The sequence below is a fragment of the Paraburkholderia podalyriae genome, assembly GCF_014397785.1.
In the GTDB taxonomy this organism is placed as follows: Bacteria; Pseudomonadota; Gammaproteobacteria; order Burkholderiales; family Burkholderiaceae; genus Paraburkholderia; species Paraburkholderia podalyriae.
Genome location: NZ_VZQQ01000019.1, coordinates 43,676 through 57,169, shown reverse-complemented (window position 1 = coordinate 57,169; position 13,494 = coordinate 43,676). Strand labels below are relative to the sequence as shown.

Sequence of the window (13,494 nt, the reverse complement as noted above, 5' to 3'; positions counted from 1 at the left end):
ACTTGATCCACTCGCCGCGCGCGTTCGAAAGACCATGCTCGAACAGTTCCTGCTGCTCGGCATCGACCGCAAATGGTGCATCGCGCAGGGTGCCATCGTCATCACGTTCGCCGCAGGCCTGCGCAACGGCTGGGTACTGCTCGCGGTGCTGGTCACGCATCCCGTATTGTGGCTCGCCGTGCGGCGCGATCCCGACCAGATCCGCTGCTATGCGAAATACAGCCGACAGGGCGACTACTACGAGCCGCGTCAGCTGCTGCGCCAGAAGATCAATGCCCGCCCGAAAGGCTTCGCCCGGGGGATGCCGTGCTGAAGCCCACCCGCTCGCCGTTTGACGCCGAGTCGCTCGCACAGGTCGCGCAGCGCACCGATGGCGATCGCCGTTCCACCGCCGAGATGGTGCCGTGGCTCTTTCGCTTCAGCGACATGCTCATCGTCAACAAGGACTCGTCGGTGATGGCAACCTATGAGTTCTCCGGACCGGATGCCGATGCGTTGTCGACCGGCAATGTCCTCGAACTGATGGAGAACCTGATCACGTCACTGCGTGACATCGCCCGTCGGCCCGTCACGATGTGGTGGACGATTCACCGCCGTCGCAGCGCGCGCTATCTCACCGTACCGATGCCAGATCCGGTGGCGCAACGGGTCGATGATGCCCGGCGCGAAACGTTCGAGCGCGGCGCCAACTACACGAACCGTCATTTCGTGACGTTCACGCTGGCCCCGGACGTCGGCATCGACCGGTTCGCCGGCAAGATCACGCATGGCATGACACATGACGGGCTGTCGATCGCAGAGTCGCTGATACAGGCCGTGCGCGGCACGTTCTCCGACCAGTACCTGTTCGCGTATACGGCGTCAGAGCTGGCCGCCGTCGTCGAGACCTTCGAGAACATCCTGTTCGGCTTCGTCGCGGGCAACCCGCGCCTGGCCTGCCGGCGCCTGAGTGGTCCGGCACTCGGTGAGTTCATGCACGCGTGCTGCTCCCCGCCGAGCGATCAGGTATCGGCCGTGCCCATACCGGACATCCCTGCACTCGACCTCGCGATGTGCGATACGGAGGTCCGCCCAGGTCACGACTACCTGCACTTCTATTCGCATGGCCGCCAGCGCTTCGCTATCGCGGCGGGGATTCCTGCCCGCCGTGACTTCTGGCCAGACACGGTGTTGCCCACGAGCCTGGACGGCCTGCTGAAGGTGCCCGGGGAACTCACGGTCAGCCACTGCTTCCGTCTCACCACGCCCAACGCCGCGATGCGTTTCATCGACAGCGTGCGCCGCTATCATGAGGGCCGCCGGCTCGATACGCGTTCACTGCTCGCCGCTACGCTGCGCGGCGGCGACACGTCCGGCGCGCGACAGAACCAGTCTCGCTCCGCCGCCGCAGACGACGCGAACCGGCGCGTGGGCAAGGTCGAGATGGCCGAGGAGATGTACGGGTACTACAACCTGTCCGCGCTTTCCTTCTCGCCCGTTTTCGAGACGGCACCGTTCGATGACGGCACGGCCGTCGAAGCCGCGTGGGCGCAGGTGGTCATGACCCACCGCGCCGTCGAGGAAGCGCTGCGAGCCGCGCACTTCGCGCCCGTGCGCGAAACGCTTCACGCGTTCTCGGCCTTCGCGACGAGCATCCCCGGCATGTGGCGCGAATGCGCGCGCTGGTCGTTCATCGATACCGCGGCGCTTGCCCGCCTGCTGCCGCTGCGCGGCGTCTCCGAAGGGCACCCGATCAACGCGCACCTGACGAAGGAAACCGGCACGCGCTGCCCGGCGCTCGCCGCGTTTCCGACCGAGTTCGGCACGCCCTACTGGTTCACCGCCTTCCTCGCCGATGTCGGGCACATGCTGGTCTGTGGCCGCACCGGATTCGGCAAGACGATCTTCATGCTGCTGTGCGCGACGCTCTTTCGCAAGTACCCGAACGCCTGGCTGTACGGATTCGACAAGGACCTGTCGATGCGAATCCCGACCATCCTGCAGGGCGGCCGCTACCTGCAGTTCGATCATGGCGCAGCCGGCGCTTCGGCGGACGAGCAGGCGCAAATGAACCCGCTCGTGTTGCTCGCGGACCCGCGCCACATCGAGTTCCTCGCCGAATGGATCGTGATGCTGGCGCAGCAGCGTGGCACCTACCGCGTGACCGCGGGCGACCACCGCGAACTGGAGAAGGCGCTCGCCGCGACGCGCAGCCGGCGCGACCGGCGCCTGTGGCGGCTGCGTACGGTCCACGCGTCACTACCTGCGGGGCCGCTTGCCGACGAGCTGGCCCTGTGGGTGGGCTCCGCCGTACACGCGCATTACTTCGACAACCTTAACGACAGTTTCGACGACACGCGATGGGTGTCGATGGCGACCGACCGGATTCTCGCGAACCCTGTGATCGCGCGGCCGTTCCTGTCGTATGTGACGTACCGCATCCAGGATTCGATGGAACGGCGGCGTGCCAGGGGCGTTATCGGCCCGACGCTCGTAATGCTGCCCGAGATCTGGAACCTGCTCGACGACGACGCGTTCGCAGCGCAGATCGGCAACTGGATCGTCACGATGCGCAAGAAGCTCGGCTGCGTCTGGATGGATGCGCAGTCGCCCGAGCAGGTCTCGACCTCGAAGATCTGGCCGCAGATCCGGGACAACGTGCTCGTACGCGTATTCGTGCCGGTCGAGAATTTCACGCCGTCCGCGAAAACCGCCTATCAGCGCGATTTCGGTCTTTCCGACGGACAGATCCGCACGATCCAGCAGCTCATCGCGAAGCGCGACTACTTCATTACCGAACAGGGCGGTGCATCGCGCCGAATTTCGGTGCCGCTCGATCCGGCATCAATCGCCATCCTCCGGTCGGAGTTGAGCGCGCAGCTGATGTTCGACCGGCACCTGCATTCCGGTCATCCGGACTGGGAGGCACGGTACATCGAGGAGGCCATGGCACAGCCCGGCATGGACACGGCGGCATCGGCCGAGCCGGAGGCCGGTCATGCGTGAGCCCGTACTTCGTCGAGCCGGCATGGCCGCTGCCCTCGCCCTGGTCCTTCACTCGGGCACTGTACGTGCCGGCGGCGGGATGACGGGCGGCGCAACAGAAATCACGCAGTTGTTGAACCACGCCGAGCTCGTTTCGTCGGTCGCCCAGCAGGCGCAGATGGTGGAGCAGAACGTTCAGGCGCAGATCACCCGCCTGCAGCAGTACGTCACGATGGCCCAGAACCTGAAGCAGGTTCCGGCGTCGCTGATCGACCAGACCCTCGCCCCCTACCGCACGCAGATCACGAACTTCCAGTCGCTCTCCACGACCATCACGCAGCTCGAGCAGGCGGCGAGCGCCACGAACAGCCTGTTCGGCCGCAGCCTCACCGAGATGAATGCGACGGGCATGTCGCCTGCCCAGTGGCTGTCGGCTTACACGTCGCTGGCGTCGACGCGCGGCGGCATCTACCAGCAGCAACTGACGCAGGACATGCAGAACCTCGACACGCTCGCTGACCGCGCGCAGAACCTGCAGCAGATTCAGTCGCAGATTCCGAACGTCACGGGCGCCGTGCAGGGGCTGCAGATGCTGAACCAGCAGTCGAACGTGCTCGCTGGCGAGATGGTCGACCTGCATGCGCTCATGCAGCGGCAGGTCGCGCAGCAGATGCAGGACCACATCGGGCAGTCGCAGGCTCAGGGTAACGCGGCCAAACTCGCCGCCGCGCGCGCCGCGGCGCTCGGCCAGGTCAACCAGCAGGAACAGCAGACGACAACGGGCGCGCCCGACTTCGACCTGCTGCAGGACCAGTAGGGAGTGGACCGTGCTCTTGCGCTGGCTGATCCGCCACCTGTGTAGGACCCCCGCCGAGCTACGTGTGGTGCTGCACGCCATCCGCGAATACCAGCTTCGCAGCGTTATTCCGTTCGATCAGCGCGATCCTGGCTGGACGTTCGACCGGCGCATTACCCGCAGCGTCCGGCTGTCGCTGCTCGTCGGGCTGCTGGTCGTGCACGCGGAAAACCCGCAGGTTTTTGCGGCAGCCTGGATCGCACTGCCGCTCGCCCTGCCGCTCGCCCTGCTGCTCGGGCTGCTGCGCCTTGCCGGCGGTCTGCGGTAGCGGCATCCCATTTTCAACTGGACCAGGTCATGAACGACGTCATCTCCGTGCTCAACACCCTCTTCGCCGCGATGCAGGCGAAGGGCACGAGCCTGCAGACGCTCTTCCTGTCCGACGGCATCGACCTGCTCGCCGCGCTGGGCCTCGTCATGGCGACATGGCACGTGTTCCTGTGGCTGCTCGAAGGGGACTTCCCCGGCTTCTTCGCGAACCTCTTCCGCCACCTGATCAAGTGCGCCGTCATCCTCGTGATGCTCACGGCCTGGTCCGGCACGGTGCATAGCTACTTCGTCGACAACATGCAGACCATGGCCTCGCGCGTGTCCGGTGGCGAAGGCAACCCCGGTGACCTGCTGCGAGCGCTGGTCAACGCCGCCTCGACCATCATGCAGGGCGTGCGGACCGAAGCGGCCCAGGTCTGCCAGCAGGTGCCGGACGTGACGCCCGATGGCGTGGTGATACCGAACACGGAGCATCAGGAATGCGGGACCGCGAGCGATGCCGGGGCGAATTCGGCGGGCCTGAGCTCGATCTGGACGCTCATCAAGAACCTGCCGCTCGTCCTGCTCGCGTTCCTTGCCAAAGCGCTCGCGGTCATTGCGATCACGCTGATGACGATGATCTTCGTGGTCGTCGTGCAATTCGGCTCGTTTCTGCTCGACATCGCCTTCTGCCTCGGGCCCGTACTCATCCCCTGGTACGTCCTGCCCGCCGGCGAATTCCTCTTCGATGGCTGGCTGCGCTTCACGATTTCCGCAGGGCTCTTCAAGGTCGTCGCGTGGCTGATGATGGCGATCGTCTATAGCGGCGTGTTGCCGGGCATCCAGAGTCTCGTGCAGCAGACTGCGACGCAGAGCGGCACCAACAGCGACGCGTACTACGCAACGAACTACCTCGCGATGCTGGCGCTCGCGCTCGTCTGTGGAGTGGGGGCTTTCATGATGTGGCAGGTGCCCGAGATTGCCAGAGCGCTTGTTACCGGGGGCGGCGGAGGAGCAGTAAAGGGCTTTGGGAAGGGCGCGATCGGTCGCCAGATCACACCGGGGATCTTCAAATGAGGTCAGTGATGATTATCTTGCTGGTGCGACGCGTAGTACGACGCCCATTCCTGATCCTGCTGGTACCGCACCTCTTGATCGATGCGCTGCGCCTCCGCACGCTCTTTCGGTGTGGTCCTGATCCACGACCAGGCGATGAATGCGACCGCTCCGGCCAGCATCATCGCCACGCCGAAATGCTGCGCACCGACCTGATACAGGACGAATGCCGCGAACAGCAGGATCGGCAGTACGAAATACAGCAGAATGATCTTGAGCTTGGCCATGGCTGCACCCTTGCAGCAGGTGAACTGGAGCCCAGTGTAGCACCGTGGGCATGCGTTTGCCGAAAGGGTTGAGTCATGCGCAAACGCTTGCACTTTCGCGTGTCTTCCCGCACCCAGGCACCCGCCGTTGACCTTCCGTCGCCGCCCAATACGGGCGAGACGGTCGCGGCCTGGTTCGCCGCCTTCCAGCGACCCCTCTGGGAAAAACGGCTCGCAATCAAGGTGGCCGCCGTGTTCGCGCTGATTGCTGCCGGTGAATGCGCTGCACTGATCGTGCAGAGTGTGCACAGCGGCCCGCGTCCGTATTTTGTCGAACACGACGAGAAGAGTGGCGCCGTATGGGTCTCTGACCGATACGCCGAAACCTACTCGGTCACCGCGGCGAACAAGCGCTATTTCCTCGTGAAATGGGCGTCGCGCGTCTTCACGATCGAAGCGGACAGCCAGGATACGCTCACGCGCCAGATCCCGGCTGCATTCGGCTGGACCTCGGGCTCCGCCACGCAAGAGCTGGAAACGTACATTACCGCGACCGATCCGGTCGCGCAGCGCGTCGTGCAGACGCCCGGCCTCACCCGCGAATTCATCGAGAACTCCACCTCGTTCTCACCCGATGGACAGGTCGCCTACCTGATCTTCACGTTGATCGAGAGCGTGAACGGCAAGCCGTCCCGGCCGAAACAGATGCTGCTCACGGTCAGTTTCCTTCTCGCGCCTGAAACGCTGAAATCTGGCGAAGAGAAGGACAACCCGATCGGGCTTCGTATCACCCACTTCAGCCTTACACCCTATCTGGGTGTCAATCCCGGAGCCACGCAATGAAGCTTCTTCTTTCGACTGCGTGCGTCACGGTGCTCCTTGCGATGTGCGCCGCGACGGCCCGGGCCCAGGGCGCAGCATCATCGCCTGCGCCGTCCGCGCCGCTGCCCGCAAGTATGGTGACGACAGTCCCGGCGCAGCCCACGGAGAATGCCGTTCGCACGCCGACGCCGCAGCCCCGCGCCCGACACGCGCCCGCGTCCCGCGCGCACGTCAACGGTCCATATCCGGCGCCCGACGATTCGTCGCTCGTCGTGTACGACTATGACCCGGACTACCTCTATCCCGTACTTGTGCGCACCAACGAGGAAACGCACCTGGTGTTCGGCCCCGACGAGGAAGTCACCGGCGTCTACCTGTCCGATACGGGCAAGCGCTGGCTCGAGCATACGGCGCTCACCAAGCGCGACGTGTTCATCGAGGCACGCCTGCCCGGGCTCGACAATGCCGCGACGATCATCACGTCGCGCCGGCGTTACGAACTGGACCTGCGCTCATCGGACAATGGGACGGTCTATCACCGCGTCTCGTGGTACTACCTCGATACCGATGCGCAAATGACAGCGGGACAGGTCTCGCCCTTCGGCATCGAGTACCCGGGCAACGCTCCTGCGCAACGCACGGGCGAACAGGCGAACGGAAGCGCGCAGGCGGGGTCGCCTGGCGATGCGCGCTCAGGCGGCCCGCGCATCGCACTCGACCAGGCGAACTTCGACTATCGCCTGGAGGGAGATGCATCGTTCACGCCAGTGACCGTTTTTGACGACGGAAGGTTCACGTATCTGCAGTTTCCCCACCACGCCGAACTGCCCGCGATCCTGCTGATGGACGACAAGGGCCATGCTGAGATCGCCAGCTTCGTGCCGCTCCGCAACGACCTGTTCGAGGTGCAGCAGATCGCCCCATACGGCCTGCTGCTCAAACGCGGCAAAGAGGAAGTGCGGGTCTTTAACGGTCGGGGCAAAGGCTGCGGACTGTTCGGCTGTGACTCGGCCCGCATGAAGAACATCTACGGGAAACCGTGAACATGGCCGCCCCGGAAAAAAGCGGCACCCCGCTCACACCTGAGCCAGCCAGGCTCACACGCATCCGCCGGAATCTCGCGAAAACGCTGCTCATCGCGCTGTGCTCCGCACTGCTCGCGATCGTCCTGGTGCACGCGCTGTCCCATCCGCACGAGACCGCGGCCGAGCGGCGCGAGCGCGAGCGGATCGCGGCGGATGCGCGGCAACCGAAGGCCTCACCGGATGCGATCCGCAAGCGCCTCGAAGACCAGCGGAACCTGGCGCTGGCACGCGCGGGCGATGCCGCGTCGGCAGCCAGCGCTCCGCTCGGCGGCACACCGCTCGACGGCATCCCCAAGGGCGTGCCCGGAGACGATGCCGGCCCGCTGCCCCGAAACTACCGGACGTCTGGCCCAGGCGCCGCCGATCGCGACGCCGATCGACTCGCGCTCCAACGGCAGATCGACGCCATGCAGAGCCAGTCGCTCGTCGCTTACGAGGACACGAGTGCGGGCAACGGCAACCCGTCCGCGGGGAATGGGCTGTCGCCCGACCGCATCGCGGGCAGCCTGGCGCACCTCTCCGACTTGCAGGCAGCGCCAGGCAGCCCGTCACCGGGTGGTGGTTCCTCGCAGACGACCGCGTCAGGTCCCTCACCCGCCAATGTATCGAGCGCCACCGACCGGCGCAACGGCGACTGGGTCAGACAGCAGGGCGACGCGACTGACGATGCGAAGCCGCTGGTTCCGGTCCCCATCGATTCGCCGTACATGGTGATGGGCGGCACACCGATTCCCACGGTGATCCTGCAGGGCGCGAAAAGCGACATGCCCGGTACCTTCCGCGCGATGGTCGACCGCGACATCTATGACAGCATCGACGGGAGCTGCAAGCTGATCCCGAAGGGAACCCGGATTCTTGGGCGGACGAACAACGACGTGGCAATCAGCCAGGACCTGATGCTCATGGCTGCCACCCGGATGATCTTCCGGCACGCGACCATGCGTCTCGACGGGCTCACGGGCAATGACCCGGACGGCGAGGCGGGCGTCACCGCCGAGGTCAATAACCACTTCTTCAGGATCTTCGGGTCGACCTTCCTGATCGCCGGCGTCGCCGCCTGGATCGGCCACAACCAAGGTCAACAGAGCGGCACCACGATCAACATCAACGGAGGCGCGTCGACCGATCTGTCGGAAGCGGCAGCACAGTCCCTGTCGCAAACGACCCAGACCATTCTCCAGCGCAACATGAACATCCAGCCGACCCTGAAGCTGGAGCCCGGTCAACGCATCACGTTCATCACACAGCGGGACATGATGTTGCCGCCCAACGTCACTGACGGGAGTTGCAATCGATGAAACATTCAATCACCGCGCTTTCTGCAGCTTTGCTGATCCTCGTGTCGAGATTCGCTTAACTTTGAAGTCTGAATCCTGCACCCAGCAAATTCGGGCGTGCCCCGCCGTTGCGCTAGTTCATCCGCGAAGAAACATTGGCCGCGAGGGGGGCGAACTCAAACGAGCTGCTGTGGCGCACAAGGAATCGTCCCGCTAAGGCTCCGCCAGCGGTTCTTGCCGAGCGACATGGGCGGAAGCGCTTCGGGCAGCACGCGGCCAAGTTTCGGTCGGTTGGCTCTGGCAGGCGGTTGACTGGTTACGGGTCTGATTGGGACGTTCACGCGGTGCATAGCGATCAACTTTAGGGGTTGACTTGCGTAGCCTGGGAGCATTGCCTCGCGCCCCGGTTCCATATGCCTGCTGCAATCCACCAGCATCCGATACCGACAAGCAGCCCGTGGGCGAGGCGGAGCGGCTGCGTTCCAAGGAACTGCGGGATGTAGAGCGCGAGGCCAACGGCCAAGGGGACGCCGCTCCATCTCGGGTAAGTGACCGAACGCCAGATCGTAATGGCGACGATGATCGCCGCTATGGCAAGCAACAACAGCCCGACAATGAACATGGCGACGCCCGGGCCGGAGCGGACATCGGCGGCGAGACGAAGTACTGCGGCGCTCCGTTGGATCAGGGCCTGCTGCCCGATGGCGTGAAGACCGTAGGCCTCCCCACCATAGAACGGCAAGGTAAGTCCCGTCCCGATCAGGCTCAGCACGACTGCCCAATACCCGCCGCGTTCGACCGCCGTCCGTTGTAGGGAACTGTGCAGGCCGAGCAGCCCCAGTGGAAGCAAAGTAAAAGCCACCATAGCCAGCATGTGCGCCACCAGCCACTGACCGGTCGCGAAAGCGGTAGCCCCTTGCAGGGAGGTCTCGTCGGAGAAGGGGCGGATAGCCGGATACAGAACGAACAAGAGCCCGGAAATGGCCATGGCGGCGGCGCTCAGACGTGGGCGAGATGCAATAGCGGGTTGGGGCATGCGTGACTCTCGATGGTCTGGATTGGGTTGAACTTGAGACCTTCACAGATTTTGTCCGAACGGCAGCAATGGGCCGAGGTCGTGTGAAAACGTAAAAGTACTCGGTTTTCGGGTGTCGCTTTACCCTTCCCGAGTTGCTGCGAAGCCAATACAGCGCGATCTGAAGGGTCGATTTTCGCGCAAGCCGTATTCGGCGTGCGTTTTCACACGGGCTCGGTCGTCTACGGCCAATCGCGTCAGGCAAAATGCTACAACTTTGGCGCGAAAGTAGGCCATTCGCACGCACTTTGACGCACCCGCCCGGGCGCCCGTGGCGCGACTGTCACGTAAGTCCTTGATTTTCAGCGTGCAACGTCGCGCTTTCTCTGGCGCCCTACAGCAGATCACGGGCAAATTGCAAAACGAGGTTATGTGCCGCTCGACATCGCGCGAACCGCTGATTCGCCCGAGAGCGACTTGCGCCGCCAGCGTATTTCACGCATACGATCGCTCAGGGCGCCAGTTCGACCTCGTCGAGCGGCACCGCCTGACACGTCAGGCAGCCGTCGGCAGGGCCGTCGTAGGGCTGCAGGTGCAACACCGTGCCCCTGACCACACGCACCAGGCAACTTTCGCACTGACCGACACGGCAACCGCTCGGCATCGGGACTGAGGCAGCATCGGCTGCCTCGAGAATGGTACCGAGGTCCGGCCGCCACGCAAAGGTTTTGCCCGTGCCGCTCACCGTCACCCGCTGCGGCACGAGATTCGTCGGCACCGTTACCTCCGACTTGAACATCTCGGCGAAGACATCGAATGCCGGCATGCCTCGCCAGACCAAACCCCGGGTCGCCGTCTCGAGAAAGCCTCCCGATCCGCACAGATACGCCAACGGTCGACGCGCGAGCGTGTCGTCGTCGATCAGGTCGAAGGCCAGATCGCCGGTGCGATCGTAGTCGACACCGAGCGTGTCGGTCGACCGCGGTGCACGATAATACGTCACCACGCGCACACGCGGCAGCTTCGATGCGATCTCACGAATGCGCGCCGCGAAGGCATGACCGCCGCTGTCGCGGCACACGTAGTGTAGCGTGGTGCCGGGATACGCATCGCCCCCTTCGGCATCGATGGCTTCCAGATAACTGATGAACGGTGTGATGCCAATGCCGCTGCCCAGCAGGATCAGCGGCCGGTCGCCGCGCGTCGGCATTGCAAACGTGCCACCGGGCGGTCCGAGCTCGACGAGCGCCCCGGGCGCGAGGCCATGCAGATGGCTCGACATCCGGCCATCGCGTTTCACGGCAATCGACAGCGTACGAGGTGCTTTGCCGCCGCTCACCAGCGAATACGCGCGCGTAATGCCAAGCCCTGCGTCGTGGATCGTGAGATGTTGTCCGGGCTGGAAGTCGGGCAGCTCGCCGCCATCCACCGGCGCGAATTCAAAACGCGCGATGTTCCTGGCCATCGCCTCATGCGCGACGATGCGGAACGTGCGCCAGTCTGTCCATCGGCCACGGTTCATTGTTGCGTGTCGTTGCACGTTGCATAGCGTCGCACGCAGCGGCACCGAACCGCTCACAGGGTCTCGGTCGCAATCGCTCAAGATGCCGTTGATGTTCGCCGACCTCGCGCCGACGAGCGGCGTGTCTTCGCGACCGAACGCGGTCGCGCCTTGCCACCAGCCGAAGTCGGCGATTGCCGTGCGGTCGTCGAGTTTGTCGTCGATCTTCGCGCGCATCACTACGTGGCCATACGGCGTCGACAACTGAGTCCAGTCGCCTGCCGCAATGCCTCTCGCTGCGGCAAGGCCAGCGCCGATCTGCACCATCGGGTCGATGGCCTTCTTGCGCAGTGACGCGATATGACGATGCGAACTGTGCACATACCAGCCGGTCTTCGCCGTCGTAAGAACCAACGGATAGCGCGCGTCCGCGTCGTCGCGCAACGGGCTTTGTGCTGGTTCGACGAAGGTCGCCAGTGGCGATTGACCGCAGTCGAGCAGCGACTCTGAATACAGCTCGACGCGGCGGCTGGGCGTATCGAAGCCTTTGACTTCATCGCTACCGTCTGCTGCCGGTGCGGCATATTTGCGATAGCCGAATGCTTGCGGAAAACGCATGCCCGTCGGTGCCGCACGCAAGGTGTCGACGGTGACGCCGAGCGGCTCGAGCTGATAATTCCAGCCTGCGACGATATCGCCACCGAAGAATCGGTCGCCCATGCCCATGCGCACTGCGAGATCGAGGGCGATCTCGTAGTCGGTGCGCGCCGATGCGAGCGGCGTGAGCATCCGCGGACGCAACTGCACGTGCTCGACGGCCGCCTGCGATATCTCGAAGCCGATCTTCAGTGCTTCGTGCTCCCAAGGTAATGTCGACGGCAACACGATGTCGGCACTCTGCGCCGTCGGGTTCATGAACGGGTCGATGTGCACATGGAAGTCAAGCGCTTGCAACGCCTGCCGGTTGCGCGCCGAATCGGCCTGCGAGACCAGCAGATTGCTGCCGAAGCTCACCAGCGCACGCACAGCATACGGCGTGCGCCGCAGCACGGCACCGGCAAAGTCGCGCGCGGTGATCCATCCCAGCGACGGCGGGCCGAGCGGCAAATCCTCCAGGCCCAGTGCCTTGGCCTGTTGCTCGGGCGCCAGCAGGTCGTAGTCGTTGACCCTGCGCGTTGACGGCGGCACCGTCCAAACGTTGCCTCCCTGCGCATCGCACGCACCGGTCAACGCATAGAGCGTGCCGATGGCCCGCTCGGTAGCGCTCGCGTTGGTATGTTGGCCGACGCCGGTCCACGAGTGATAGCTGAGCCTTGGCCCACCTTCGAACAGGGCGTTGAACTGCTCGATCGATGACGCGTCGATCCATGTCAGTGCCGCGACGTGCTCTGTCGTATGGATGGCGACAGCGTCGGCAAGCAGCGAGAAGACCGTGGCGAATCGACGCTGTTCTCCTCGACGATCACACAACGCCGAACGTGCGTGCAGGTCCACTGCGTGCGCATCCTCCATCGCGCGACGGGTGTCGTAGGGATGCGGTAGTCCGTCACTGTCGATGACGACCAGCGCACCGTCGACAGCCTCCGGCCATAGCTCATTCGCATGCAGCAGACGTCGCGTATCGATATCCACCAGGCACGGCGCATTCGTCCAGCGCCGAACGAAATCGGCATCGTAGCGGTGCGTTTCGATCAGGTGTCGGATCGCACCGATCGCGAGTGCGCCGTCCGCACCGGGACGAATGCGCAGCCAAAGGTCGGCCTGCTGGCCGCTGCCATCCTGCTTCGGGTCGATGACGATCACGCGCGCGCCACGCTGTTTCGCCTGTGCCACACGCGACGCTTGTGCCAGCCACGTGCGGGCGGGATTGTGGCCCCACAGCACAATGACGTCGGTGTGGTCCCAGTCGGGCACGCCGATACCGCGTCCGAACGTCAGCTTTTGCGCGTAGTCCTTGTGCCAGCCGCAGACCTCGATCGCGTAGATCATGTTGGGACTGCCGAAACAGCGCACCAGTCGCTCGACCCATTCGAAGCTGTCCACCATCGGGGTGCCACTCGGTGTCGTGACGGCGAAGGCGACCGCCTCGGCACCATCGCTTGCGCGAATCGAGAGCAGTTGCCGCGTGATTTCCTCGAGCGCCTCGTCCCACGAGATTTTGATCCAGCCGGGATCGGCCGCGTCACGCGGCGCCGTGCGACGCATCGGTGTAGTCAGCCGTTTTGGGCTCGCGAGCAGCTCCGGCGCAGCGCGTCCCTTCGCGCACAGGGCGCCACCGGTCGGATGCTGCGCGAGCGGCGTGACCTTGATCAGCTTGCCGTCTTCGACATGGTTCACCGATCCGCATCGCGAGCGACACAACGTGCAATAACCCGGGAACTCAGTCATGGAGGATCAGCATCG

At 64.4% G+C, this 13,494-nt stretch carries 11 protein-coding genes; 8 read left to right on the top strand and 3 right to left on the bottom strand.

The window, feature by feature from the left end:
- The first annotated feature begins 34 nt into the window (after positions 1-34).
- Genes F6X42_RS22445 through F6X42_RS22425 form a run of 5 tightly spaced genes read left to right on the top strand, consistent with a single transcriptional unit; the run spans position 35 to position 5,146 of the window.
- On the top strand, positions 35-313 hold the full coding sequence (locus F6X42_RS22445; protein ID WP_026226266.1) for a VirB3 family type IV secretion system protein: 279 nt from the start codon (positions 35-37) through the stop codon (positions 311-313).
- Positions 307-2,985, top strand: a complete 2,679-nt coding sequence (locus F6X42_RS22440) for a VirB4 family type IV secretion system protein (RefSeq protein WP_187636300.1) — start codon at positions 307-309, stop codon at positions 2,983-2,985. The genes F6X42_RS22445 and F6X42_RS22440 overlap by 7 nt, the downstream gene beginning before the upstream one ends.
- Positions 2,978-3,781: a conjugal transfer protein TrbJ gene (locus F6X42_RS22435; protein ID WP_246530179.1), complete on the top strand. Its 804-nt coding sequence runs from the start codon at positions 2,978-2,980 to the stop codon at positions 3,779-3,781. The genes F6X42_RS22440 and F6X42_RS22435 overlap by 8 nt, the downstream gene beginning before the upstream one ends.
- A 10-nt stretch (positions 3,782-3,791) precedes the next feature.
- Positions 3,792-4,088 (top strand): hypothetical protein, encoded by a 297-nt coding sequence (locus tag F6X42_RS22430; RefSeq protein ID WP_187636299.1) that lies wholly within the window; start codon positions 3,792-3,794, stop codon positions 4,086-4,088.
- Positions 4,089-4,117: 29 nt separating this feature from the next.
- Positions 4,118-5,146 carry a type IV secretion system protein gene (locus tag F6X42_RS22425; protein ID WP_187636298.1) on the top strand — a complete coding sequence of 343 codons (1,029 nt, stop codon included), beginning with the start codon at positions 4,118-4,120 and terminating at the stop codon, positions 5,144-5,146.
- 2 nt (positions 5,147-5,148) lie between these two features.
- Here the strand turns inward: F6X42_RS22425 and F6X42_RS22420 are convergent, their stop codons facing one another.
- The gene (locus tag F6X42_RS22420) at positions 5,149-5,412 is read right to left on the bottom strand and encodes a hypothetical protein (protein WP_187636297.1); all 264 of its coding nucleotides are present in this window, start codon (positions 5,410-5,412) and stop codon (positions 5,149-5,151) included.
- 75 nt (positions 5,413-5,487) lie between these two features.
- On the opposite strand from F6X42_RS22420, the gene F6X42_RS22415 reads away from it, so the two are divergent.
- The 3 genes from F6X42_RS22415 to F6X42_RS22405 are packed head-to-tail and all read left to right on the top strand — an operon-like array spanning position 5,488 to position 8,596.
- Positions 5,488-6,234 carry a VirB8/TrbF family protein gene (locus F6X42_RS22415; protein ID WP_187636296.1) on the top strand — a complete coding sequence of 249 codons (747 nt, stop codon included), beginning with the start codon at positions 5,488-5,490 and terminating at the stop codon, positions 6,232-6,234.
- Between the two features lie 41 nt (positions 6,235-6,275).
- Positions 6,276-7,256, top strand: a complete 981-nt coding sequence (locus F6X42_RS22410; protein WP_246530178.1) for a TrbG/VirB9 family P-type conjugative transfer protein — start codon at positions 6,276-6,278, stop codon at positions 7,254-7,256.
- Positions 7,257-7,258: 2 nt separating this feature from the next.
- Positions 7,259-8,596: a TraB/TrbI/VirB10 family type IV secretion system protein gene (locus F6X42_RS22405; protein WP_187636294.1), complete on the top strand. Its 1,338-nt coding sequence runs from the start codon at positions 7,259-7,261 to the stop codon at positions 8,594-8,596.
- Between the two features lie 340 nt (positions 8,597-8,936).
- Here F6X42_RS22405 and F6X42_RS22400 read toward each other — a convergent pair whose 3' ends face one another.
- Positions 8,937-9,611, bottom strand: coding sequence for a hypothetical protein (locus F6X42_RS22400; protein ID WP_187636293.1), 675 nt, complete (start codon positions 9,609-9,611; stop codon positions 8,937-8,939).
- A 490-nt stretch (positions 9,612-10,101) separates the two neighbouring features.
- Positions 10,102-13,479, bottom strand: a complete 3,378-nt coding sequence (locus tag F6X42_RS22395; protein ID WP_187636292.1) for a molybdopterin-dependent oxidoreductase — start codon at positions 13,477-13,479, stop codon at positions 10,102-10,104.
- Positions 13,480-13,494 lie beyond the last annotated feature (15 nt).

What these genes read in the sequence shown, in the direction of transcription:
- F6X42_RS22445 (WP_026226266.1), top strand. Translation starts at nt 35, where the DNA reads ATGCTCGAACAGTTCCTGCTGCTCGGCATCGACCGCAAATGGTGCATC.
- F6X42_RS22435 (WP_246530179.1), top strand. Translation starts at nt 2,978, where the DNA reads ATGCGTGAGCCCGTACTTCGTCGAGCCGGCATGGCCGCTGCCCTCGCC.
- F6X42_RS22425 (WP_187636298.1), top strand. Translation starts at nt 4,118, where the DNA reads ATGAACGACGTCATCTCCGTGCTCAACACCCTCTTCGCCGCGATGCAG.
- F6X42_RS22420 (WP_187636297.1), bottom strand. Translation starts at nt 5,412, where the DNA reads ATGGCCAAGCTCAAGATCATTCTGCTGTATTTCGTACTGCCGATCCTG.
- F6X42_RS22415 (WP_187636296.1), top strand. Translation starts at nt 5,488, where the DNA reads ATGCGCAAACGCTTGCACTTTCGCGTGTCTTCCCGCACCCAGGCACCC.
- F6X42_RS22410 (WP_246530178.1), top strand. Translation starts at nt 6,276, where the DNA reads ATGTGCGCCGCGACGGCCCGGGCCCAGGGCGCAGCATCATCGCCTGCG.
- F6X42_RS22405 (WP_187636294.1), top strand. Translation starts at nt 7,259, where the DNA reads ATGGCCGCCCCGGAAAAAAGCGGCACCCCGCTCACACCTGAGCCAGCC.
- F6X42_RS22400 (WP_187636293.1), bottom strand. Translation starts at nt 9,611, where the DNA reads ATGCCCCAACCCGCTATTGCATCTCGCCCACGTCTGAGCGCCGCCGCC.
- F6X42_RS22395 (WP_187636292.1), bottom strand. Translation starts at nt 13,479, where the DNA reads ATGACTGAGTTCCCGGGTTATTGCACGTTGTGTCGCTCGCGATGCGGA.